This window comes from Synechococcus sp. SynAce01 (assembly GCF_001885215.1).
Taxonomy (GTDB): Bacteria; Cyanobacteriota; Cyanobacteriia; order PCC-6307; family Cyanobiaceae; genus Regnicoccus; species Regnicoccus frigidus.
In genome coordinates this window covers 1,992,061-2,015,059 of record NZ_CP018091.1, presented here as the reverse complement: position 1 = coordinate 2,015,059, position 22,999 = coordinate 1,992,061, and the positions used below count along the sequence as shown (strand labels likewise).

The 22,999-nt window shown below is 63.9% G+C and carries 25 protein-coding genes and 1 tRNA gene; 12 read left to right on the top strand and 14 right to left on the bottom strand.

The window, feature by feature from the left end; translation table 11 throughout:
- The first annotated feature begins 166 nt into the window (after positions 1 to 166).
- The gene (locus tag BM449_RS10535) at positions 167 to 370 is read left to right on the top strand and encodes a DUF2811 domain-containing protein (RefSeq protein ID WP_120352852.1); all 204 of its coding nucleotides are present in this window, start codon (positions 167 to 169) and stop codon (positions 368 to 370) included.
- On the opposite strand, the gene BM449_RS10530 is transcribed toward BM449_RS10535, so the two are convergent.
- The 6 genes from BM449_RS10530 to BM449_RS10505 all read right to left on the bottom strand — a co-directional run bounded on the left by BM449_RS10530 (position 361) and on the right by BM449_RS10505 (position 4,615).
- Positions 361 to 1,116 (bottom strand): hypothetical protein, encoded by a 756-nt coding sequence (locus tag BM449_RS10530; RefSeq protein ID WP_071801178.1) that lies wholly within the window; start codon positions 1,114 to 1,116, stop codon positions 361 to 363. The two genes, BM449_RS10535 and BM449_RS10530, sit on opposite strands and share 10 nt — an antisense overlap.
- Positions 1,117 to 1,135: 19 nt before the next feature.
- Entirely contained in the window at positions 1,136 to 1,597 is a 462-nt protein-coding gene (locus BM449_RS10525) for an EVE domain-containing protein (RefSeq protein WP_120352851.1), read from the bottom strand.
- A gap of 5 nt (positions 1,598 to 1,602) precedes the next feature.
- Positions 1,603 to 3,000 carry a UDP-N-acetylmuramoyl-L-alanine--D-glutamate ligase gene (gene murD, locus BM449_RS10520; protein ID WP_071801176.1) on the bottom strand — a complete coding sequence of 466 codons (1,398 nt, stop codon included), beginning with the start codon at positions 2,998 to 3,000 and terminating at the stop codon, positions 1,603 to 1,605.
- A 96-nt stretch (positions 3,001 to 3,096) separates the two neighbouring features.
- Positions 3,097 to 3,168, bottom strand: a tRNA-Val gene (locus BM449_RS10515).
- A gap of 109 nt (positions 3,169 to 3,277) precedes the next feature.
- The gene (locus BM449_RS10510) at positions 3,278 to 4,105 is read right to left on the bottom strand and encodes a photosystem II S4 domain protein (RefSeq protein WP_071801175.1); all 828 of its coding nucleotides are present in this window, start codon (positions 4,103 to 4,105) and stop codon (positions 3,278 to 3,280) included.
- A 6-nt stretch (positions 4,106 to 4,111) separates the two neighbouring features.
- On the bottom strand, positions 4,112 to 4,615 hold the full coding sequence (locus tag BM449_RS10505) for a hypothetical protein (RefSeq protein ID WP_071801174.1): 504 nt from the start codon (positions 4,613 to 4,615) through the stop codon (positions 4,112 to 4,114).
- Between the two features lie 134 nt (positions 4,616 to 4,749).
- On the opposite strand from BM449_RS10505, the gene serA reads away from it, so the two are divergent.
- The 4 genes from serA (at position 4,750) to BM449_RS10485 (ending at position 8,283) form a co-directional block, all read left to right on the top strand.
- The gene (gene serA / locus BM449_RS10500) at positions 4,750 to 6,336 is read left to right on the top strand and encodes a phosphoglycerate dehydrogenase (RefSeq protein ID WP_071801173.1); all 1,587 of its coding nucleotides are present in this window, start codon (positions 4,750 to 4,752) and stop codon (positions 6,334 to 6,336) included.
- Positions 6,337 to 6,388: 52 nt separating this feature from the next.
- Positions 6,389 to 7,312: a 50S ribosomal protein L11 methyltransferase gene (prmA, locus tag BM449_RS10495; RefSeq protein ID WP_071802211.1), complete on the top strand. Its 924-nt coding sequence runs from the start codon at positions 6,389 to 6,391 to the stop codon at positions 7,310 to 7,312.
- Positions 7,313 to 7,454: 142 nt separating this feature from the next.
- A complete protein-coding gene (locus BM449_RS10490) occupies positions 7,455 to 7,754 on the top strand; it encodes a ferredoxin (RefSeq protein WP_071801172.1) in 300 nt (99 codons plus the stop codon).
- Between the two features lie 145 nt (positions 7,755 to 7,899).
- On the top strand, positions 7,900 to 8,283 hold the full coding sequence (locus BM449_RS10485; protein WP_071802210.1) for a hypothetical protein: 384 nt from the start codon (positions 7,900 to 7,902) through the stop codon (positions 8,281 to 8,283).
- 116 nt (positions 8,284 to 8,399) lie between these two features.
- Here BM449_RS10485 and psbV read toward each other — a convergent pair whose 3' ends face one another.
- Together psbV and BM449_RS10475 are read right to left on the bottom strand one after the other, a co-directional pair.
- A complete protein-coding gene (gene psbV, locus BM449_RS10480) occupies positions 8,400 to 8,921 on the bottom strand; it encodes a photosystem II cytochrome c-550 (RefSeq protein WP_071801171.1) in 522 nt (173 codons plus the stop codon).
- 122 nt (positions 8,922 to 9,043) lie between these two features.
- Positions 9,044 to 9,988 carry a ribonuclease Z gene (locus BM449_RS10475; RefSeq protein ID WP_071801170.1) on the bottom strand — a complete coding sequence of 315 codons (945 nt, stop codon included), beginning with the start codon at positions 9,986 to 9,988 and terminating at the stop codon, positions 9,044 to 9,046.
- A 132-nt stretch (positions 9,989 to 10,120) separates the two neighbouring features.
- On the opposite strand from BM449_RS10475, the gene BM449_RS10470 reads away from it, so the two are divergent.
- Entirely contained in the window at positions 10,121 to 11,581 is a 1,461-nt protein-coding gene (locus BM449_RS10470) for a SpoIID/LytB domain-containing protein (protein WP_120352784.1), read from the top strand.
- A complete protein-coding gene (locus BM449_RS10465; RefSeq protein ID WP_083544512.1) occupies positions 11,542 to 12,363 on the top strand; it encodes a glucosamine-6-phosphate deaminase in 822 nt (273 codons plus the stop codon). The genes BM449_RS10470 and BM449_RS10465 overlap by 40 nt, the downstream gene beginning before the upstream one ends.
- Before the next feature lie 33 nt (positions 12,364 to 12,396).
- Here the strand turns inward: BM449_RS10465 and BM449_RS10460 are convergent, their stop codons facing one another.
- Together BM449_RS10460 and truB are read right to left on the bottom strand one after the other, a co-directional pair.
- Positions 12,397 to 13,152: a YebC/PmpR family DNA-binding transcriptional regulator gene (locus BM449_RS10460; protein WP_071801168.1), complete on the bottom strand. Its 756-nt coding sequence runs from the start codon at positions 13,150 to 13,152 to the stop codon at positions 12,397 to 12,399.
- Between the two features lie 24 nt (positions 13,153 to 13,176).
- Complete coding sequence (truB, locus tag BM449_RS10455) at positions 13,177 to 14,037, bottom strand: tRNA pseudouridine(55) synthase TruB (protein ID WP_311134053.1); 861 nt, start codon at positions 14,035 to 14,037, stop codon at positions 13,177 to 13,179.
- Between the two features lie 87 nt (positions 14,038 to 14,124).
- On the opposite strand from truB, the gene BM449_RS10450 reads away from it, so the two are divergent.
- The gene (locus BM449_RS10450; protein WP_071801166.1) at positions 14,125 to 14,898 is read left to right on the top strand and encodes a queuosine precursor transporter; all 774 of its coding nucleotides are present in this window, start codon (positions 14,125 to 14,127) and stop codon (positions 14,896 to 14,898) included.
- A gap of 108 nt (positions 14,899 to 15,006) precedes the next feature.
- Positions 15,007 to 15,798, top strand: coding sequence for a class I SAM-dependent methyltransferase (locus tag BM449_RS10445; RefSeq protein WP_071802208.1), 792 nt, complete (start codon positions 15,007 to 15,009; stop codon positions 15,796 to 15,798).
- Here the strand turns inward: BM449_RS10445 and rpmA are convergent.
- Together rpmA and rplU are read right to left on the bottom strand one after the other, a co-directional pair.
- Entirely contained in the window at positions 15,788 to 16,060 is a 273-nt protein-coding gene (rpmA, locus tag BM449_RS10440; protein ID WP_071801165.1) for a 50S ribosomal protein L27, read from the bottom strand. The genes BM449_RS10445 and rpmA overlap by 11 nt on opposite strands.
- Before the next feature lie 72 nt (positions 16,061 to 16,132).
- Entirely contained in the window at positions 16,133 to 16,525 is a 393-nt protein-coding gene (gene rplU, locus BM449_RS10435) for a 50S ribosomal protein L21 (protein ID WP_071801164.1), read from the bottom strand.
- A gap of 177 nt (positions 16,526 to 16,702) precedes the next feature.
- Here rplU and BM449_RS10430 point away from each other — a divergent pair, with 177 nt between their 5' ends.
- The 3 genes from BM449_RS10430 (at position 16,703) to kaiC (ending at position 19,504) form a co-directional block, all read left to right on the top strand.
- Positions 16,703 to 17,566, top strand: a complete 864-nt coding sequence (locus BM449_RS10430; RefSeq protein WP_071801163.1) for a circadian clock protein KaiA — start codon at positions 16,703 to 16,705, stop codon at positions 17,564 to 17,566.
- The gene (gene kaiB, locus BM449_RS10425) at positions 17,566 to 17,895 is read left to right on the top strand and encodes a circadian clock protein KaiB (protein ID WP_071801162.1); all 330 of its coding nucleotides are present in this window, start codon (positions 17,566 to 17,568) and stop codon (positions 17,893 to 17,895) included. The genes BM449_RS10430 and kaiB overlap by 1 nt, the downstream gene beginning before the upstream one ends.
- 76 nt (positions 17,896 to 17,971) lie before the next feature.
- Positions 17,972 to 19,504 carry a circadian clock protein KaiC gene (gene kaiC / locus BM449_RS10420; protein WP_071801161.1) on the top strand — a complete coding sequence of 511 codons (1,533 nt, stop codon included), beginning with the start codon at positions 17,972 to 17,974 and terminating at the stop codon, positions 19,502 to 19,504.
- Positions 19,505 to 19,565: 61 nt separating this feature from the next.
- Here kaiC and BM449_RS10415 read toward each other — a convergent pair whose 3' ends face one another.
- Both BM449_RS10415 and purD read right to left on the bottom strand, forming a co-directional pair.
- Positions 19,566 to 21,578, bottom strand: a complete 2,013-nt coding sequence (locus tag BM449_RS10415; RefSeq protein ID WP_233831333.1) for an ATP-binding protein — start codon at positions 21,576 to 21,578, stop codon at positions 19,566 to 19,568.
- Positions 21,579 to 21,675: 97 nt separating this feature from the next.
- Positions 21,676 to 22,980 (bottom strand): phosphoribosylamine--glycine ligase, encoded by a 1,305-nt coding sequence (purD, locus tag BM449_RS10410; RefSeq protein ID WP_071801160.1) that lies wholly within the window; start codon positions 22,978 to 22,980, stop codon positions 21,676 to 21,678.
- Positions 22,981 to 22,999: the final 19 nt, after the last annotated feature.

The following is a 22,999-nucleotide window of genomic DNA, read 5'->3' as shown; positions in this document are numbered from 1 at the left end:
TTGACGGCGCAGCGGCGGTGTGGAGAACTGGTGTCTCAGCGAACCCGTGCCGATGGCCTCTGCTTCTTTCCTCAGCACTCCTGACCTGGACGTTTCTGAGCTCGGCGGGTTCCATCACCCTGCTGCTGCGGCGATGGCCCCGCCGGCTCGGCCAACGGCCGAGCCGATGGCCCCCGACCCAGCGGTGGTGAGCATGCGGGCGGAGGTACCCGAAGCCCTGCTGGGGTCGATGCGCAGCTTCATTGAATCCCATCCGAACTGGGACCAGTACCGCCTCTTCCAAGCCGCTCTGGCCGGGTTTCTGGTCCAGAACGGGGTCCAGAGCCGGGCGGTGACCCAGTGCTATGTCGCCAATATGTTTCAGCGCTGAGGGCGCGCCGCCACAGCGGACTCCAGATCACGCAGTTGCCGGTAGGCCACGGCCTGACAACAGCCCACCACGGGCACCGCCACCAGCAGCCCCACTCCCAGCGCCAGCAGCCCCAGGGCCAGGATCCCGGCCATGGCCAAGGCCAGCACGAGAAGCCGCCACCCCTGGGCCGCCAGCAGCCCTTGCCCGCAGCGGAAAGTGGCCAGCGCACCTTGCTGACCGATGACCGTGGTCGGCAGCTGAATCAGCTGGCCGCTCCAGACGGCAACAAAGATCGCAGCACCGGCGATCAGCGGCAGCAGGGCCAGACGCGCAGAGACCAAGCTCACCAGGCCGGCGATCAGGGCGGTGCTGGAGAGGATCAGGACAAAGACCAGCAACAACAGCAGCCAGACCGCCAACAGGCGTCGCATCGCGGCGCCATCAACGCGGACGAGATCAGCCAGGCGGGGGGGATGGCCGGAGAGCGCCAGCCAGGCTCCGCGGATCAAGCCGACGTTGAACCAGAGCGTGCTGACCACACTCCAAAGCAGACCCAGCAGGGCCAGGGCGACGAAGGCCACGATCGGTTCGCTCTGGCTGGCGAGCTCGGCAGTGGCCCTGTTTTGCAGTGCCTGGCTGATCAGTTGGCTGACGGCACCGATCAAGGTGAAGGCGATGAACGCCCCGGGGGCCCGCGCGAAGACCTCGAAGCCCTGCCGCAGCGTGGCCCCGATCAACAGGGGGGGCGCTGTGGCAGGCTCCATCGCCTCGTAGGCCGTGGGATCAGTTCCCCGATTCCAGCAGGTCGAAGAGCCGTTGGGCCGTAGCCGCTGGCACCGGCAGGATCGAGAGCCGGTTTCCTCGCCGCACCACCGTGAGTTCCTCGGTGCTGAAGTTCTCGCGCAGGGCATCAAGGCTCAGCAGGTACTTGAAGCGGCGCAGATAGCGCAAGCGAACGCAATCCCAGCGAGGCGCTTCAGAGCTGGAGGACGGATCGAAATAAGGAGACGTGTGCTCGAACTGACTGGGGTCGGTAATCCCGGTTTCGATCACCTCCATCAAACCGATGATGCCCGGGGGCTTGGTGTTGGAGTGATAGAAAAACGCCTGATCACCCACCGCCATGCTGCGCATGAAATTACGCGCCTGGTAATTGCGGATGCCGTCCCAGAGCGTGCTGCCTTCTTGGGCCAGATGGTCGATGCCATAAACGTCGGGCTCGCTCTTCATCAACCAATGAGCCATGGCCATCAGGGTTCGAGTGCCGTGACAAGGGAGCGGAAGTGATTCCCGCGGGCTTCGAAGTCGCCGTATTGATCGAAGCTGGCACAGGCTGGTGAGAGCAGCACGGTGCGGTAGTCACCGCTGGCGACAAGCCGCCCGGCTTCAGCAACGGCCTCGCTGAGGCCCTCCCAGGCATGGACTTCACCGCCGTAACCGCTGGAGGCCAGCAGGGCAGCAAACGTTTCGCGGGCTTCGCCATAGAGAACGACGGCCCCGGCCTGGCGATCGAGGGCCTTCAACCAGGCCTGGGGATCGCCCTGTTTGACCTGCCCACCGGCGAGCACCACCATCGGACTGGGCAGGGCGGCGAGGGCCACTTCCGCCGCGTCGTAGTTGGTGGCCTTGCTGTCGTTGTACCAACTGGCACCAGCTAGATCCCGAATCTTCTCCAACCGGTGGGGAACCCCGGGGAAAGAACGGAAGGCGGCCTCCATCACGCTGGCCTCAATGCCGAGTTTCAGGCCAACGGCCGCGGCCATCAGCATGTTCTGGCGGTTATGGCTGCCAGGCATCTGCAGGCAATCGGCCGGGAAGAGCGGGCCGGCGCTGCCGTGCACTACGCCCTCTTCGACCCAGATCAGGGCAGTGAGACCGGCAGGCAACTGTTGGCGCCGGCCGGCAGTGACCCAGTCGGCCCGGTCCCAACTGGCGGCGTGGGCCAGGAGATCGGGATCGTCGGCGTTGAGGATGCGGCTCTCGCAGCGATTCAACAGACCACGCTTGATCGAGCGGTAGTTGGCGAGCGTTCCGTGGCGTTCCAGGTGGTCGGGGGTGAGGGTGGTCCAGAGGCCGATTTGAGGAGCCAGCTCCGGTGAGGCCTCGATCTGGTAGCTGCTCAACTCCACCACCAACCAATCGGGCACAGCAGCCCCCGGGATCTGGCACTCGATCATCAATTCAGCGGCGGAGCGGCCGACGTTGCCGCCCATCGGCGCGTCGAGACCGGCCCGCTCCAGCAGGTGGGCGACCAGGTGGGTCACGGTGGTCTTGCCATTGGTGCCGGTGATCCCGATCCAGGGGGTGGCGCGGCTGAACTCCCAGGCCACCGAAAGTTCGCCACAGACCGGAAGCCCCTGCTGCCGCATGACCTGCAGGACGGCGTGGTCCCAGGGAATACCGGGACTGACCACCACGTTGGTGAGCGAAGGGAACAAGGCCGAGAAACTTTCCAGCCGTAGCGGCGTACCAAGGGCGACATCGATGCCCTCTGCGCGCAGCTCTTGGGCGATCTGGTCGAGTTCAGGCGTCTGCCGGCTCTCCATCAACAACACCCGCTCGCCCCGGGTAGCCAGCAGCCGGGCGGCACCAATGCCCGATCGGCCCATGCCGATGACCACACTGAAAGGGTGAGCCCCGTCGGTCATTCCTTTTCTCGGGTGCTAATCAATTTCCTGAACTGTGATCAATTACCTGAATTGTGATCAATTGGCTGTTTTGTGGAGCCGTTGATTGAAAAAGAGTGGGCGATACTGGAATCGAACCAGTGACTCCTACCGTGTCAAGGTAGTGCTCTACCTCTGAGCTAATCGCCCCAGGAAATGGGTGTTGACCCATTTCGGGAATTTAGCAGCCAGCCCCTCCAGGCCCGGCTCTGCGGCGTTTGATCCCGCCGAAGATTCTCAGCGGCTGGTCCCACGGGAATCAGGTTCGGTTCAGGTTCAGGCGCCAACGCTCACGCTTGGTGGCCTCCACCTTGAGAACGGTCAGTTCACCGCGATCGTCCAGCTGCACCCGATCACCCTCAACCAGTTCCCGGCTGGGGCTGCGCACCACCCTCCAGTTGATCCGCACGACCCCCTGGCGGATCCAGTCGGCCATGCGGCTGCGGGAGACGCCGAAACCCGCCGAAGCCACCGCATCGAGCCGCAGGGAGGCCTCCACGGTGGAGAGCACCCTGGGCTGGGGCCGTACCGGCGGCTTCAGGCCACTCAGGGGCACCACTTCCAATTCCACCGCCACCGTGCGCACTTGGATCTGCTGGCCGCCCAGCCTGGCGGCCAGTGGCTGGGTCGTGATGAGCTGGGCACCGCGATCGCCGCGCACCCAAAGGTCGCCGAGTTCCCCTGGCGCTGCGCCAGCCGCAAGCAAGCCCTGGCGAAAATCAGCCGGAGTGGCTGGATCGAACAGGAAGTTGCCCTGCATCTCCAGGCCCAGCAGTGGGGCCTGCTCGAGGGCTGCCCACTCCGGAGCCGCTTCGGAATTTGCCGTGTCGCTGCGCTCAAAGCGAAGACAGCAGCGCTCCGCCTGGGAATGCCCGCCGCTGGCTTGAAGCGTCAGCTCGCTGAGCCCGCCGAGCTGTTCCAAGGCGTCTTCGAGGATCGCCGCGGTCAGAAAGTTGCTCCAGACCGGTACCCAGTTGCGTAAGGCCTGCTCGGCCAAGGGCAGAAGCGGGGCGAGACCAGCGGGGTTCGCGCTGCTCGCCAGCAGGGCCTCCCGGGGGAGCAAGAAGGGGGGGCTGGGGGGGGGCATCGGGGCTCAGCTTTCCGTCAGGCGCACCACCGCCTTGGGCCTGGACTGCTGAATCAGGATCCAGGGGATCTCTTCCCCGGAAGCGGATTCGAGCAGCAGCAGCCAGTTGCCCTCATCGATCCGGTTGCGCAGGCTGCGAACTCGATCATCTGTCTCGGAACTGACGCTGGCGGCAGCGGCGTAGCTGCCCATCCAGCCGGAGCCCATGCCCAACAGACCTCCGATCAGCGGTTCACCAATGGAGCCGGCGAAGGCAAAGGTGTGCAGGTTGGTGATCAGGCTGAACATCAGACCGGCAAAGAACCCAAACGGCATCAACCAACGCACCATTCCCTGCTGGCGGTTGCGGCGGGCGATCGCCGGGTTGAGCTGCTCGATGGCGTCCATCGACGTTTCGCCTGCCCCAACGGCGACTAGCTCCTTCGGGGCAGGGCTGAGCTGACTCAGCTGATCCCGTAATCGGTTCAGCTGGCTGCGATCCTCCAGCACCACCACCACACACAGTCCCAAGCGGAAGGCCCCAAACTCTCCGATTCTCAACGCTGGCGCCGGGGACCGTGGCGACAGCTCACTACACTTCACCCCCTGCGATGTCTGGAACCTTCCAGGCCTGATCCCCACCACCGCCCCGATTCGCCCCGATAATGACAAAGGTTCTGGTTTCCGATCCGATCGACCAACGGGGAATCGACAAGCTCTCCCAGGTGGCGCAGGTGGACGTGCGCACCGGCCTACCTGCCGAAGAGCTCATCAAGATCATCGGCGATTACGAGGCCCTGATGATCCGCTCCGGCACCCAGGTGACGGAGGCGCTGATCGAGGCCGCGCCGCGCCTGAAGATCATCGGCCGGGCCGGTGTGGGCGTCGACAACGTCGATGTGGCTGCCGCCACTAGGCGCGGAATCCTAGTGGTGAACTCACCGGAAGGCAACACCATCGCCGCCGCCGAGCATGCCCTGGCGCTGATGTTCGCCCTCTCCCGCCATATCCCCCAGGCCCACGTGAGCACGATGGCGGGCGGCTGGGAGCGCAAAACCTATGTGGGCAATGAGCTCTACAACAAGAAGCTAGGGGTGGTCGGCCTTGGCAAGATCGGCTCCCACGTGGCCCGGGTGGCCAAGGCGATGGGCATGGAGGTGCTCGCCTATGACCCGTTCATCTCCACCGAGCGCGCCCAGCAGCTGCAGGTGCAGCTGCTGGCGATCAAGCCTCTGTTCGCCGAAGCCGACTACATCAGCCTTCACCTGCCCCGCACCCCCGATACCGAGCATCTGGTGGATGGTGCGTTGCTCCAGTCGATGAAACCCACCGCCCGTCTGGTCAACTGCGCCAGGGGCGGCATCGTCGATGAGCAGGCCCTGGCGGAAGCACTGGAGGCGGGCACCATCGCCGGCGCTGCCCTTGATGTTTACTCCAATGAGCCCCTGGAAGCCGATTCCCCCCTGCGCAGGGTGAGGGAGCGGCTGATCCTGACGCCCCACCTCGGAGCTTCCACGGCTGAAGCCCAGGAGAACGTCTCCATCGACGTGGCTGAGCAAATCCGCGACGTGCTATTGGGCCTGCCGGCGCGCAGCGCCGTGAACATTCCCGGGCTCACCCCGGAAGTGATGGAGCAGCTCCGCCCCCATCTCCAGTTGGCCGAGACCCTGGGCCTGCTGCTCAGCCAGATGGCTGGAGGATCGCTACAGGAGTTGGAGGTGCGGCTGCAGGGGGCGTTCGCCAACCATCCATCCCAGCCTCTGGTGGTTGGAGCACTCAAAGGTCTGCTATCAAGCGCCCTTGGCGATCGCATCAACTACGTGAATGCCTCCTTGGAGGCGAAGAGCCGCGGCATCCACGTGGTGGAGGTCAAGGACGACACCAGCCGTGATTTCGCCGGTGGATCGTTGCAGCTCACCTCAAGGGGGTCCCAGGGCAGCCACAGCGTGACTGGAGCGGTGTTCGCCGAAGGCGATCTGCGCATCACCACGATCGATGAGTTCCCCGTGAACGTGGCTCCCAGCCGCCACATGCTGTTCACCCGTCACCGGGACATGCCAGGCATCATTGGTCAGCTCGGCTCCCTGCTGGGCGAGCACAACGTCAACATCGCCTCGATGCAGGTGGGGCGCCGGATCGTGCGCGGCGACGCCGTGATGGTGCTCAGCATCGACGACCCGATCCCCCCCAGCCTGCTGGCCCACATCCACACGATCAACGGCATCCAGGAGGCCCATCCCGTCACGCTCTGACCCTCCCTTCACCCCGTAACCCCTCAACCAGAGCGCCGCGCCGATGCAGCCGATGCCCCCCCACTGGTGGCGCCTGGAGATGGACGCTCCAGCTGAGCTCGAAGAGTCGCTGCTCTGGAAGCTCGCCGCGCTTGGCATCCAGCGGGTCGCCATCCGGCACCAGCCCCGCGAGCCGGAGCGTCACCGCTTGCTCGCCTGGTTGCCGGCTGTCGACTGGCCGCTGAGCGAGCGTGAGCAGCTGGCGGCAGCCCTGGCCCCGCTGGGCGATCCGTTCGGCCTGGCCCTGCCCCCGCTCCAGTGGCAGCCGCAAGCTGAAGAAGACTGGAGTTCGAGCTGGAAACAGCACTGGCAAGCCGATCCGGTTGGGGAACGGCTGCTGATCCTGCCGGCCTGGCTGGCCTTGCCGCAGGAGTTCGCCAGCCGGCAGGTGATCCGCCTTGACCCCGGCAGCGCTTTCGGCACCGGCAGCCACCCGACGACACGCCTCTGCTTGGAGGCGATGGAGGCGATCCCAATGGAGGGCCTGCGGGTGGCCGACCTGGGCTGCGGCAGCGGCATCCTCGCCCTCGGGGCCCTGCGGCTCGGGGCCGCCAGCGCCAGCGCCAGCGACACCGATCCCCTGGCCGTGCGTGCCACCGCCGCCAATGCTCGCCTCAATGCCATCAGCCCAGGCCCCGGTGGGCCGCTGCAGGTGGCCCTGGGGTCGGTGGAGGGGCTCGCTGCGCTGCTGAACGGGGAACCAGCCGACCTGCTGCTCTGCAACATCCTGGCGCCGGTGATCGAAGCCCTCGCTCCCCAGTTCGAGGCCGTGCTCTCCCGGGCTGGTGTCGGATTGCTTAGTGGGCTGTTGGTGAGCCAGCTGCCTGGGCTGCAGCAGGCCCTGGGCCGCGGCGCCGGCTGGAGCACGCGGCTGATCGGCGACCAGGGGGGCTGGGGCCTGCTGGAGATCCGCGCCGACCAAGCGGATGTTGCATAAATCACGCTTATCTGTGCCCACCCTTTGATTGGGCTTCCGATGCTCTGCCCTCCAGATCGGCGGAGCTGCCCCTGTCCGATGTAGGAAGGGGCGGTCCTACAGGCCCGGACTGTCCAGGCGCCTGTGAGCCCTAATCTCTTCCATGGCTTCCTATAAGGTCACCCTCATCAACGAGAGTGAGGGCCTCAACAAGACCATTGAGGTTCCTGACGATCAGTACATCCTCGATGCCGCCGAGGAGCAGGGAATCGACCTCCCTTACTCCTGTCGCGCCGGAGCTTGCTCCACCTGCGCCGGCAAGCTCACCACCGGAACTGTCGATCAGTCGGACCAGAGCTTCCTCGACGACGACCAGATTGAGTCCGGATTCGTGCTGACCTGCGTGGCTTACCCCACCTCAGACGTCACGATCACTACCCACGCGGAAGAAGAGCTCTACTGAGCCCTGCCATGGCCTCTGGACCCCGGCGTGGTTCCCGCGGCCAGTTTTCTTGGTTCGACCATCGCTTGAGTTCAACCATCGCCTGCGATGGATCCTGTCTTCGGTCTCTGACCTTTTCTCCGCCACCCGAACGGGTGGCTTTTTCATGGCCTTTCCGGTCGATGACCTCCTGGAGCCCGGCAGCGAATATCCCAGCCTGGGCGGGCAGTACAGCTTCCGGGTTCTGGGGCCCTGTTGTCGCCTGTTTGATCGAGAAGAGCTGCCTTGGCCCAGTTGCCGCTTGGCCTGGCGCAGCAAGGAACCGAGCTGGCGCCGGATCGGCAAGCGCTTCGTGGCCGATCTGGCCGCGCGTCGCTGCCCGTCCTACGCGGTCGAATTACTCCAACCTGGCGCCAAACCGACACGCACGGTGATCACCCTCTTCCCGCAGCGGCTGAGCGCCAACCTGCAGGAGTGGTGGTACAGCAAGCAACCCAGTTCGCTCGATCCAGGCAACAGCCGGCCTCGACCGACGGCTCAGGAGCCGTGAGCGTTGCGGCCCCAGGGGGATGGCCTGGCGCAAAGAAACCAAAAACCCCTCCCAGTCTCCCGGGGAGGGGTGAGTACAGCCGCCGGCAGCTGGATTAGAGGGAGTTTAGGGCAGGCTCAGAAATAGATCTTGCCGCCACCCCACTGGATGCCGCTGATCTTGGGAGCCACCAGGATGTAACCAGCGATCAGGCGCAGGTCGTCCTCGCTGAGATCACGCATCTTGACGAACACATCGCTGCTGCGCATGCTCGGGTGCACGTCGGAAATGCTGTATTCGCCGTCATAGGAAGTGGGATCCTTCATGTAATCCACCAAGGCATCCACCGAGTCACGGGGAGGGGTGGCCAGCGCCAAGGTTTCGGGATCCAGGCCAACGGTCTGGTTGGTCTTGGTGACTCCGCCGGCATGACAGGTGCCGCAGCTTTGGTTGAAGACCTTGCGGCCAGCCTTGAACTCAGCCTCGCTGAAGGTGACCGGAATGCCATCCGGGCTACCCGCCACGGTGAGCGTTTCAGCGTCCCATTGGGCTGCCTGAACAGCCAAAACGGGCAACCCGAAGCTGGCGAGCAGGGCCAGACAGAACACCAGCAGGGTTCGGGACAGGGACCGAAGGCTGGAAGTGAAGAAGGAGACCATGGAGGGAGCCGGCGAACAGGCGGTTGGCACCGCGCCTGAGACCTTGTATCACGGGCAAAGGGTCGTCTGGGGCGGAATCAAGAAGTGTTTCAGGCCCGCGGCCCGGCGGGGGCGTCCAGCCGCTAGGCGGGGCTCACGTCCACACTGAGAAAATCCCTGGCCACCAAGGTGTTGGCAAAGATGGCGCGGGCTTCTTCGAGCAGGTCCTCGGGGGTGAAGGCATTGCCGGCCACGTAGCGCGGGCTGAGATGGGTGAGCACGAGTTGCTTCACTCCTGCCAGAGCCGCGGTCTGGGCGGCCATCGTGCTGGTGGAGTGCTGGCGCTGAAAGGCCATTTCCGCCTCCGCGTGGGCAAAGGTGGACTCGTGGATGAGCAGATCGGCGCCTTGGGCCAGCTCCACCGCAGCCTCACAGAACACGGTGTCGGTGCAGTAGACGACGCTGCAGCCAGGGCGAGCGGGGCCGGTGAGAGTGTCGCCACGAATGATTCGACCGTCCTCAAGGGTGACGGTACGTCCAGCCTTGAGGTCGGCATAGACCGGCCCTGGCGGAATGCCCAGTTCCCGGGCCTTGTCCACGTTGAAATGTCCGGGGCGTGGCTTCTGGTCCACCCGATAGGCGTAGGCGGGAATGCGGTGGGTAAGCGGGGCGCTGCGGACCAGGAGATCGCCGTCATCGAGCAGCACCCCCCCCTGCTGGGCCGCCTCGCGCACGGGGTGGGTGCGCAGCGGATAACCGATCCGGGTGGAGGAGGTGTGTAGGGCTGATTCGAGAAAGTCCGGCAAGGGATCGGGTCCGTAAAGATCCACACCCCGGCAGTTGCCCGCCATGCCAAGGCTGGCCAGCAGACCAGGCAAGCCGAAGACGTGGTCGCCATGCATGTGGGTCACGAAGATCCGGCGCAACTGCGAGACCCTCAGATCACTGCGCATGAACTGATGCTGGGTTCCCTCACCGCAATCAAACAGCCAGAGCTCCGCCCTTTGGGGTAAGCGCAGGGCCACCGCCGACACGTTGCGGGCCCGCGTTGGAACCCCCGAACTGGTGCCAAGAAAGGTGACCTGCACACCGTTCGTCTCTTTCTCGCATGCTGTCACGCTGCAGCCGGTCCAGTGGCGGCGCTGTCCGCTGGGGGGCTGGCAGTGCTCAGCCGCACTGGTCACAATGATTCGCCTTGAGCCACCGTTGACACCGTGTCTATGGCTGCATCCCTGCCCCTGCTTTGCTCAACTCCGCCTCGGCCTGCCAGGCGCGGCAAACGACTGGTGCTCGGCAGCGCCCTGTCCTTGCCGCTGCTGCTGGCCGCAACTGTTTTACCGCTTCCGGCCCGCAGCGCCGCGGCGGAATCCGCCAGGGGGGCTTCAACCGCTGGCCCGCCGGTGCGGGTGCTGCTGGTGGAGTCGGCCGGATTCCGCGTGACTGGGGAGGGTGGTCTGCGGCTGCGGGACACTGCGGGCAAGGAACTGCTCCGGCTTCCTGCCGGCGGTGCTGTGGCCCTGAGACAGGTCGGCGGCCGTGTGGTGATCGAGGCCGAAGCCGCCGGCCGTCCTGACCCGACAGTCCGATCGGTCTCCGTTGCCGAACTCTGGATCGAACCCCTCGCCAGCCGCCCCGAAAGCGCCACCTTCGGGCTGAAGCAACGGCGCTACCGCGGCCGGCTTCAGGTTCGCCCGGTCGATGGGCAACTGCGGGCGGTGAACGTGGTCGCCCTCGAGACCTATCTCCCCAGCGTGGTTGGCAGTGAGATGCCCGCCAGCTGGCCGCTGGAGGCCCTGCGCGCCCAGGCCGTGGCGGCGCGCACCTACGCCTTGCGCCAGCGCAAGCCCCTGGCCGCTTTCGATCTCAAGGCCACCGTCAGCAGCCAGGTCTACAAGGGACTGGAAAGTGAAACCAACTCCACACGCCAGGCGACCAGCAGCACAAACGGCCTGGTGCTGATGCATGGCAACGCCTTAATCGACGCGGTGTTCCACAGCAGCAGCAGTGGAGGCGCCACTGAGAACAGCGGTGACCTCTGGACCCAGCAGCACCCCTACCTGGTGAGCGTTAAGGATTTCGATGACAACAGCCCGGTGCGCCAATGGCGCAAGCCCCTTCCCCCGGACCTTCTGGCGAAGGCGTTTCCGGAAACTGGCGGTGTACGCCAGATCGACGTGATCGCCACCACCGCCAGCGGACGGGTGAGACAGGCCAGGGTGACAGGGCCATTGGGCCGCCAGCTAGTGGTCAATGGCGCCCAGCTGCGCAGCCGGCTGGGCTTGCGCAGCACCTGGGTCCGCTTTGAAGCGGCACCATTCAGCTTCAGCGGGATTCCCCTGGCCGGGCTATCGCCCGCCCTCGCCACCGTGCCGGCAGAAGTTCGGCCTTTGGTGGATCCATTGGGAGCCCTGCTGGCATCGCCCCCACCACCACCACCGGCGATCAGTCTGGTGGCGATCGGCCGCGGTTTCGGCCATGGGGTGGGAATGAGCCAGTGGGGCGCCTATGCCCTGGCCAAACGCGGCCAACGGTTTGAGGAGATTCTTCGCCATTACTACCAAGGGGCCGTGGTACGCCCCTATCCCCGCGGAGCAGGAACTCCCCTGGCCAAGCAGCCGGGCGATCCGGCAGGCTTGCCTGGATGGACCTCCGATCCCGTTGCCACCCTGGCCAGTCCCTGAGCGTCGCGGCTCTTCCCTTCACGGTCCTGCCCTGCTGGTCAGGCCGCGTGCAGGTGGCCAGCGATGCCGCCGTCCTGGCCGAGCGGGTGGCGACCTCGCTGGCCCAGGCTCTGGAAGCAGATCCCGGCCGCATCCTCGGCCTGGCCACCGGCCGCACCATGGAGCCGATCTACGCGGCCCTGGTGCGCAAACTGGGTGCCTGGCCAGCGCAACAACAGGCAGACCTGCGGCGGAGATGGCGCAGCTTCAACCTCGACGAATACGTGGGGCTCGCTGCCGGCGATCCCCGCTCGTTCGCCGCCACGATGCGGCAGCAACTCGGTGATCCACTCGGCCTGGGCCAGGCACAACTGCGTCTGCCCGATGGACGGGCGGAAGATCCGGGCCAGGAGGCGAGCCACTACGGCCAGGCCATTGCCGACGCCGGTGGTCTCAGCCTCCAATTGCTCGGACTCGGGCTCAATGGCCACGTGGGCTTCAACGAACCCCCCTGCCTGGCCTCGGCAGCCTGTCGTTGCCTGGAACTCAGCGCGAGCACCCGTGAGCAGAACAGCGCCGATTTCGGCGGCGATCCAATGGCCGGGCCCAGCCTGGCGATCACCCTGGGCCTTGCCGAGATCCTTCAGGCCCAGCGCATCGTCTTGGTGGTCAGCGGTGGCGGCAAGGCCAGGATCCTGCGCCGTCTGCTCCAGGACCCGCCCGATCCAGCCTTGCCGGCCAGTTGGCTCCAGGGCCATCCCGGCGCTGAACTCTGGGTGGATGCGGCGGCGCTTGGCGCCTGAGGCCCTGGGTTCAAACAGGATCCAACAGAACGATCAGCCCAGGACCTCCTCCAGCAGCTCCGCATCGGCGTCCAGGTTGGAGGTGACGCTGCGCACGTCATCGAGATCCTCCAGGGCATCCAAGAGATCGAGGCAGGCCCGCAAAGGAGTGGCGGCCTCCAGGTGGCAGGGACTGGCGGCGATCCAGCGGTGCTCCCAAAAGGCCACAGGCCAGCCCTGGCCCTTCAGGCCGCCCTGCAGCGCCTCCAGGGCCGTGGCATCAGCAAAGACAAGCGCCCCAGCGCTATCGAGCTCATAACCGAGCGCCTCGAGCTCCAGCAAGCTCTCCAGCAGCGCCTCTTCGGCCAGATCGCTCTGGTCGATCCGCACCACAGCCTGTTGCTCGAAGAGATAGCCGACGCAGCCGGTCTCACCGAGGTTGCCGCCGTTCTTGCCGAAGGCCAGGCGCAGGTCGGCGGCGGTGCGGTTGCGGTTGTCGGTGAACGCCTCCACCAGGATCGCCACGCCGCCAGGGCCATAGCCCTCGTAGCGCACCGCCTCGAAGCGATCGGCCTCCCCCCCCGCCTGGCCTGAGCCCTTGGCGATCGCCCGATCGATATTGGCGTTGGGTACCCCGGCTGCCTTTGCCTTCTCAATGGCGGTGCGCAACTGAAAGTTGCCGGCCGGATCGGCGCCGCTGCGGGCGGCCACCATGATTTCGCGGCCGAGCCGGGTGAACACGACGCCCCGTTTGGCATCGACGACTGCCTTCTGACGTTTGATCTGGGACCACTTGCTATGGCCTGCCATCGCGCTCCGCTGCGGGGTGAGGGCTCAACCGGCCGGGTCCAGCACCAGGCGGGGCTGGAGCCGGCCTTCGGCGGCAAGCCGGGCCATCCCAGCCAGACTGCCATCTGGGCCGAGAACGACCACGGCCTGATCGAGCGCCAACACCAGGCTGGTCTCCTGGCTGCGGCCGCAGCGCCAGCCAGCCCAGTCGTGGGCCAGAACGCGGTGCTGCGGCAAATGGGCCAACGCGGCCAGCGGCGGCTGCAGGGCAGGCAGTGGGTCTTCCTCCAGCCGCTCGAGACTGACGCTGCCGGCCAGGCCGAAGCCCAGGGCTTCCGTGCGGCGCAGGCAGGCCAGGGCACCGCCGCAGCCCAGGGCGGCACCAAGATCGCGGGCCAGGGAGCGGATGTAGGTGCCCGCTGAGCAGGACACGGCCAACTCCAGGCGCTGGTTGTCGCCATCCCAGCCCAGCAGCTCAAGCTGGTGGATCGTCACCGGCCGCGGTTCAAGCGCGGAGGTTTCGCCACGCCGGGCGCGGACATAGGCCCTCTCGCCATCCACATGAACGGCCGACACCTGCGGAGGCCGCTGCAGGATGGGGCCGCGGAAGGCCTCCAGGCAGACGTCAAGGAGCTGGGGGCTGAGGTCCGGCACGGCGGCGCGCTCCAGCAGCTCACCAGTGAGGTCGTCGCTGCTGGTGCGCAGGCCGAGCTGGATGGTGCCGCGATAGGCCTTGCCACCCGGCAGGTAGGGCAGCAGCCGGGTGGCGGACCCCAGGGCGATCGGTAGCACCCCGGTGACGGCCGGATCCAGGGTGCCGCCGTGGCCTACCCGCTTGAGCCCATAGCGGCGCCTCACCCGGGCCACACAGGCGTGGGAGGTGAGGCCAGCAGGCTTGTCGAGCACCAGAAAACCGCAGGGTTGGGCCAGGGTGACGGGGCGAAAAGGTAGGAGAACTGTTGCATCCGGCGCCAGCCCCTGCAGGCTGGGGCCATGTTCAGCGCCCCTGGTCCCTTGAGCCTGCAGAACCGCCGCGACCTGGCCTACATGGTGCTGGCCGGGCTCTTCCTCGGCACGATGGGAATGCTGAACATCCTTGGCCTGACACGCTTTTTGAGCCTCGGCACGATCGCCGGCTTGCCGATCGTGGTGGCGGTGGGGGCCCTGCCCTATCCGGTCACCTTTCTGTGCACCGATCTGATCAGCGAGATCTGGGGGGAGCAGAAGGCCACGCAGTTAGTCTGGGCGGGGCTGGTGCTGAATGGCTGGATCGTGCTCATCCTCTGGTTGGGGGGCGTGCTGCCTGGCCTCGATGGCTACGGCGGTGGCCTGGGCGCACCGGTGGCCGACGCCGATGGGCGATTGCCGCTGTTCTTCGAGATGCGCCGCCTGGCCTTCGGAGCAGTGGGGGCCTCGATGGCGGCCTATCTCGCCGCCCAGTTCATCGACGTGCGGCTGTTCCATTTCTGGAAGCGCTTCAGCGGTGGCCGGGCCCTGTGGTTGCGCAACAACGGCTCCACCCTGGTGAGTCAGTTGGTAGACACCAGCGCGGTGGTGCTGATCAGCCACTACGCCGCCCATGTGCTGCCGCTGCGCCCGGGGGAAGCGGTGCTGCCCCAGCTGGGTGCCTTCATCGGCAGTGGCTACCTGTTCAAGCTGCTCGCCGCCCTGCTCGACACCCTGCCCTTCTACCTGCTGGTGGCCTGGCTGCGCCAGTGGCTGGAGGTGCCAGGGGCGGGGGCGGAACTGACTGAGCAGCTCAAATGAGCAGACAGATTGAGCAGACGGTGCTGGCTGGGGGGAGCGCCCCGCCCTAGCCTTTTGCCTGTTCCCGATTTTTGACCAGGTGTGCCTGAGCTGATCCACGCCGGTCCGATCCCGACCGCTCCGGGCCCAACCCTTGCAGGGGCCGCCTGGAGCCGGCCGGCGCTCGATCCCGAGCGCTTCCTTAGCGACGGCTTCGCGCTCAGGGACCAACTGGCCGCCTATCTCCAGATCACGCCGCAAACCCTGGAGCAGCGCCTACCCGCCAGCTGCTCGGATCTGGCGGCCCTGCACCCCGGTGCCGTCGACTTCGATCCCCAGCGGGCGACAGCGTTCTACGAAGAAACAGTGGGCACGGCGCACCTACTGGAGCTGGCTGCCTGGCATCTGGGCAGTGCCGGCTACATCGCCGATACCCTGCGGCTCCAGGCCGGCCAGGCCAGCGGACAGGTGCTCGACTTCGGCGGCGGCATCGGTAGCCATGCTTTGGCGGCCGCCAGCCTCGCTGAGGTGGAGCAGGTCTGGTTCGTTGATCTCAACCCCCACAACAGGGCCTTCGTGGCCCAACGTGCCCAAGCCTTTGGGCTCAGCGAACGACTCAGGGTATGCCGGGATCTGGGCGATCAAGCCCTGCCAGCGCGGTTCGACACAGTGATCTGCCTGGACGTGCTGGAGCACCTACCCGATCCAGCGGCCCAGCTCAACGAATTCGCCGCCCGGATGAATCCGCGCGCACTAGCCCTGATGAACTGGTATTTCTTCAAGGGCCACCAAGGAGAATATCCCTTCCACTTCGATGAACCGGCCCTGGTGGAGGCTTTTTTCGAGACGCTGCAGAGCCGGTTTCTAGAGGTGTTTCACCCCCTGCTGATCACAACCCGGGCCTACCGGCTCAGGCGGTGACAGCCGCAGCCACGTTGATGCGCTTGCGATTGCGCAGGCTGCGGGTGATGCTCTCGAAGTTGACCACTCCATCCACCAAGGAATAAAGGGTGTCATCGGAACCACGGCCCACGTTCAGGCCGGGGATCACCGAGGTGCCCCGCTGGCGAATCAGGATCGAGCCGGCCGTGACGGTTTCACCGCCATAACGCTTGACGCCCAAACGCTTGGAATTGGAATCGCGGCCGTTACGGGTGGAGCCTGTGCCTTTCTTGTGGGCCATGGAAGCAAATACGAGGGGGAAGTGAGAGGGAAATTTAGGACCGCATCCAAGCCGAGCAGCATCCAGAGGCGATCAGCTGATCGGTTGGCCGCCCACGGTGATCGACTCGACCATCACCCGGGTGAGTTCCTGGCGGTGGCCGTTCTTGCGACGGGTTTTCTTCTTGGGGCGCATTTTATAGACAATGATCTTGGGTCCGCGGCGATGCGACACCACCTTGAGGGTGACCGAGGCGCCCTCCACATGGGGAAGGCCGAGGCTGGTGCCGCTGGAGTCACGGATCAAGAGCACCTGCTCAAGGGTGACGGTCTCATCGACCTCGGCATGGAGGCGATCCAGGTCGTAGTAGCGGTTGGGCTGCAACCAAAACTGCTGGCCGGAAGCCTCGACAATGGCGTAAGGACCGGACGCCGCTTGGGCGATCCCCATCGGAGCGAGGCTATCGGTGGCTGGAGTGAGGCTCATGGGAAACGGGAGGCGTGGGCAGGCAAACGCTTCATCTCGCAAGGAAGAAAACGGGCCGAGGGTTTGGCGTTATTCAGGCCTGCCGCACATCCAGGTTAATAGTGATCCCCCATCATCTACTGCCGTTTGCCCAGGCGTCAAGATTTATTGTCTAGGCAATGAAGCCAGCATTGGTGGATGGCTCAGCCAGCCCTGACGATCGCCTCGCTGATCAAGGATCCTGCCTTGCGAACCAGCTGCGGCCAATGGCTTCGCGAGGCGCACCACGAGCTGTTTGATCTCGGTGAAATGGCTGATCCAGGGGCTGCTTTGGAGAGCCGCTGGGAGCAATTCGATGCGGTGCTGCTTGAGCAGGGTCTCCTGGATCGCGACGCTCTCCAGCGTCTCTGCAGCAAAGGATTGGTGCTGCCCACCGTGATCTTGGGTCCGATCACAGGGCAGCTTGATTTCCACGCTGCCGAAGTCCATCTGGCCCAGGATCAACTCGAACAGCTCAGTTACAGCGTTGATGCGGCGATCTCCCGCTTTCTACGACGCGATCAAAATAACGATCAGGCCGATCCAGATGCAGATCAATCCGCTGCGCCGTGGAACTTCTCCGACCGTCTCAAAAAACGACTGGGTTACACAGGTTTGCTTTACAAACGTGACCCAAGCCGTTTTTTACGTAACCTGCCCAAGCAAGAACGCGAAATCTTGCTCCAATCGCTTGAGCGCACCTACAGAGACCTGTTGATCAGCTATTTCCGTGATCCGGCTGCTGCCAACCAAGCCCTTGACAGCTTCGTAAACACCGTTTATTTCAGTGATCTTTCAGTGACCAAAACCGTAGAAATCCATATGAATCTGATCGATGAATTCTGGACTCTCTTGAAACTCAAAGGGCATAAAAATGATTTCCTTCGGGACTATCGACTGGCCTTGATGGACGTGCTGGCCAATCTCTGCGAGATGTATCGGCGTTCACTGCCATCAGAGTCTTTGCACACCAATAGTTTGCGGTCTGCGCGGATAGCCAGCGTGGCTGGGGAGATCGGTTGATGTCACCACTGAAGGCCTACATCCTCAAGCTCTACGTTGCAGGCAACACTCCGAATTCCATGCGCGCTCTCAAGACACTCCGCGACATTCTCGAATCGGAGTTCAAGGGCGTCTATGCACTCAAGGTGATTGATGTGCTAAAAAATCCTCAATTAGCAGAAGAAGACAAAATTCTTGCTACTCCCACCCTGGCCAAGATCCTCCCTCCACCCGTTCGCCGGATCATCGGTGATCTTTCGGATCGAGAACGGGTACTGATTGGCCTTGATCTGCTTTTTGATGAGCTTTCCGAACAGGATCTGATCGACAACTCACTCAACGAACCCTAGATATTCAATTCCAGAAACGGCAAAAGGATTTCCAGGCTGATTTCACTTTTCTCCACCACCGTCGATTCATCAGGCCATGTCTCCCACGTCTAGCTCATCCCAACTGGTGAAGAAGCTTCCCACGGGCGTTGAGGGGTTGGACGACATCCTTCAAGGCGGCCTGCCGATTGGCCGCTCCACGTTGATCAGCGGAACATCGGGAACAGGGAAAACCATCTATTCGCTTCATTTTTTGTACAATGGAATCTGCAAATATGGCGAACCTGGTATCTTTGTCACCTTCGAAGAGTCACCGATTGACGTGATTCGCAATGCTTCCAGTTTCGGCTGGGATCTACAGGAATTGATTGATCAAGGCAAGCTTTTCATTCTCGACGCTTCCCCCGATCCGAACGGGCAAGATGTGGTTGGTAACTTTGATCTCTCGGGCCTGATCGAAAGAATGAACTACGCGATCAGAAAGTACAAAGCCCGCCGTGTTGCCATCGATTCAATCACCGCCATATTTCAACAGTACGACGCCCTTGCCGTAGTACGACGAGAGATCTTCCGAGTGATTGCCAGGCTCAAGGAGATCGGTGTCACGACGGTGATGACATCAGAGCGGGTTGAGGAATATGGCCCGATCGCACGCTATGGAGTCGAAGAATTTGTTTCCGACAACGTCATTATTCTCCGTAATGTGCTCGATTTTGAACGCCGTAGGCGCACAGTTGAAATCCTCAAACTCCGGGGTACAACCCATATGAAAGGGGAGTTTCCATTCACGATCGGCACCCATGGCGTCAGCCTCATCCCCTTGGGTGCGATGCGCCTGACCCAACGCTCTTCCAATATCCGCATCAGCTCTGGTGTTGCCAAGCTTGATGAGATGTGTGGTGGCGGCTTCTTCAAAGATTCAATCATTCTGGCAACTGGCGCAACCGGCACCGGCAAAACCTTACTGGTCAGCAAGTTTGTGGAGAATGCTCACCACAACAAGGAAAGGGTGATCGTTTTTGCCTTTGAGGAATCCCGCGCCCAACTCATGCGCAATGCCACGAGCTGGGGAATCAACTTTGAGCAGATGGAGAAGGATGGCCTGCTTCGGATCATCTGTGCCTACCCAGAATCCACCGGACTCGAAGACCATCTTCAGATCATCAAGACTGAAATCAGCGATTTCAAGCCATCAAGAATAGCTATTGATTCCCTCTCTGCACTCTCCAGGGGTGTGAGCCTTAATGCCTTCCGCCAGTTTGTGATCAGCCTTACGGGCTACGCGAAAAAAGAGGAGATCGCAGGCTTTTTCACGAATACATCGGAAGAGTTCATTGGTAGTCACTCGATCACTGATTCCCATATCACAACCATCACCGACACGATCCTGCTGCTTCAGTATGTGGAAATCCGAGGGGAGATGGCCCGTGTCATTAATGTGTTCAAGATGCGTGGATCGGCCCATGACAAGGGAATCCGTGAATTTGTGATCACCAAGGATGGCCCGGAGATCCGCGATTCTTTCTCCAACTTCGAGCGGATCATCAGCGGCTCCCCCCATCGGGTCAGCATCGATGAGCGCAACGAACTCTCGCGCATTGTGCGGGGAGTCAGCAGCGACGAAGGCTGAACCTCAGCCACTCCAAACCAGCCGCTCCAGCGGGTTGGTCAATAACTGGTGGATTCAGCCTTTAGGCCTGAAGATCGGCCCGGGCAAGCTGATCGGTATTGGCATATTGGCGCCGCTCCCCTTCGAGGATCAGTTCGTCGCGATCGACATGTTCAAGGGCGAAATCAAACCAGAACGTGGTTCCCACCTCCGGCTCGCTGACCATGCGGATGGGACTGCCGTGCTTGTCGAGAATTCCGCGCACGATCGCCAGCCCTAGGCCCGTGCCCACCTCGGTATGGACCGCATTCTCCACCCGAAAGAAGCGATCGAAGATGCGCTGCTGATCTTCGCGGCAGATGCCGGCTCCGCTATCGGCGATTTCAAGCCTCAGCCGCGGCAAGGGCGAGGACAATTCACAGGAGGGATGGTTCTCCAGCGGGGCCGGGACGGGATCGAACTGACAGGTGTCGGGCCAGGGGTAAGCGGTGAGCACGATCCGGCCACCGCTAGGGGTGAACTTGAGGGCATTGCCGACGAGATTGTCGAGCACCTGCAGGATCTGATCCCAGTCGCCCATCACCCGGGGAAGATCGCTGTCGACGTCCATGTCGAACTCCACGCCTTTCTCGATGGCGTTGAGCCGGTAATTGCGAACGGTCTGCTCAATGGCGGGGCGCAGCTCGATCGGCTCCAAACTCCAGACCCGATCTGATTCCAGCCGGGAGAGATCGAGCACATCGTTCACCAGCCTGGTGAGACGATCGGTTTCGGAGTTGGCAATGGCCAGAAACTCCTGGGTTTCTTCCTCGCTGAGCTGATCGCGCAGGTCGTGGAGCGTTTCCACGTAGCTCTTGATGTTGAACAGAGGTGTGCGCAGTTCGTGGGAGACATTACTGATGAAACGACTCTGGGCCGCATTCAGCTCCACCTCCCGGGTCAGATCCTGCACCGTCATGGCGATGCCCTTGAGACTTTCGCCGCTGAGGTCCTTCACCGTCTGTAGAACGATTCGCAAGGTGCGCGGCGGTTCACCGAAGCTGCAACGCACATCGGTGCTGTCCCGTTCGCCACTGAGAAGGGTCTGGAGGGGCTCCTGTAATTCCATCGCCAGAACCTCGGGAAGTTCTTCGCAGAGCTCATTGCCTTCGAGATTGCGGCCCTCCCAGCGGAACAGGCGGCGGGCGGTGGGGTTCACCAGCACGATGCGGCCCTCGCCATCCAGCAGGGCAGCCCCATCGGCCATCGTGGCAATCAGGGTCTGCTGTTTCACCTGGGCGGCGGTGAGTTCTTCAATGTTGGCGGCGTCGTAGACCTCCAGGCGTGAGGCCATGTCGTTGAAGCCCTGGAGCAGTTCGCCCAGTTCACCGCCCACCGGCAAGGCGATACGGGCCTCAAAGTCGCCGAGGGCGATCGCCCGCACCCCTTGCAGAAGCTCCTTGATCGGTCGGGTGATCGTCAGCGCATTGAACACCGCTCCGAGGATCACCAGCACCCAGATCGAAATGAACACGGCCACCGTCACTTGGCGCGTGAGCGCCGCACTGGCCAGCACCGCCTCGTTGGGATTGATGCCAAGCGCCAGCACGCCCAGATACTTGCCATCACTCACCATCGGCACGAACACATCAGTCACCTGGCCATCGGGGCTGAGGTGCTGGCGAATCAGGGGGTTCTGGGGCCGGCGCTGCAGATCGGGCGGCAGCTCCAGGCGCCGACTCAACAGCAGCTCACTGCCACCACTGGTGCCGCTGATCGGGATGCCGAGATAGATCACGCCATCGGGATCGGCGAAAAAGATGTATCTGAGGCTGCGACTGGAGCGCCAGAAGCGTTCAGCCACCGCCGCCAGCTCCCGGTCCTTGGCCTCGGCCACCAGGGGCGTGACATTGGCGGAGAGCAGCAGACCAAGATCCCGGGCGAAGCGGGTGTCACTCATCCGGGCATCCCTCTGGATGCTGTTGAAGGCGAAGAACGTGATCCCCGTCATCATCAAGCTGACCACAAGGGTGGCCACCGCCAGCAGCTTGGTCTGCAAGCTGAACTCGGCCCACCAACTCAGGAATCGCCTCCACAGGGAAGGACGTGTGCTCACGTCAGCCTGGGGCGGGCGGGCCGCCAGGTTGGTGAGGATGGGGGCTGCCCCGGTGGAAATTTCGGCGGCCACAACCCAACCGTCGCTTTAGCCCACCCTAGGAGCGCCGCACCTGATGGCCAATATCGCGGCGATAAAGCATCCCGTCGAAGCGCACCTGCTCGAGCCCGGAGTAAGCCGCCGAGAAGGCGGCGTCGAAATCCTTCGCCTGGGCCACCACGGCCAACACACGCCCGCCCGCCGTAACGATCGCGCCACCAGGCTCCTGCCGGCTGCCGGCATGGAACAACTGACGATCGGCGCTGGCGGCCAGCTGATCCTCGATCACATCCCCGAGCCGAGGCTCATCGGGGTAGCCGGCAGCGGCGGCCACCACGCAGGCACTGCAAGCCTCCGCCACGCCCAGGCTTGGCGCCTCGGCAAGCTTGCCGCTGGCGCAGGCCAGCAACACCTGCGCCAGTTCGCCTCCCAGCAGGGGCATCAGGGTCTGACATTCAGGGTCGCCGAAACGGCAATTGAATTCGATCACCTTGAGGCCATCAGGGGTGAGCATCAGCCCGGCATAGATGACGCCGCGATAGTCGATGCCGCGCGCCCTTAACGCCCTCAAGGTGGGCTCGAGCACCAGCTGACGCACCCTCTCCAGGCCATCGGCATCGAGCAGGGGGGCAGGGGCATAGGCGCCCATGCCGCCGGTGTTCGGACCCGTATCTCCTTCACCGATTCTTTTGTGATCCTGGGCCGGCGGGAGCAGCACCATCGTGCGGCCATCGGTGAGGGCAAACACCGAGACCTCCGGCCCGCTGAGCCGCTCTTCAAGCACCAGGGCCGGGCTGGTGAAGCGGCCATCAAAAATGTCCTCAATGGCCTGCCGGGTCGTCGCCAGGCTGTCGGCCACGGTGACCCCCTTGCCGGCCGCCAGCCCATCGGCCTTGACGACCAGCGGCAAGCCATGGCTCTCGACCACCTCCAGGGCCTGCTCACGGCTTGTGGGGGCCCAGTAGGCGGCCGTCGGAACGCCAGCCTCCTGCATGAGTTCCTTGGCCCACTGCTTGCTCGACTCGAGCTTGGCGCCATCGCCGCCGGGCCCGAACACCGCCAGCCCAGCTTCACGCAGGCGATCGGCCAATCCATCGGCCAGAGGGCCTTCCGGTCCAACCACCACAAGCTGCACCTGACGCTCCAGGCAGGCGGCGATCAGGCCGGCGTGATCATTCGCGGCCAACGGCAGGGGCTCGCAGCCCAGCTGGCTGGCCGTTCCACCGTTACCCGGCGCCACCCAGACCCGCTCGACCCCCGGGCAGCGACGCAGAGCCCAGGCGAGGGCATTTTCCCGCCCCCCGGAGCCCACCACCAGGACCAGGGAGGGGGTGGCAGCGGTTGCAGGGTCCAGTGGTGTCATCGGATCAATCGGAACGGTG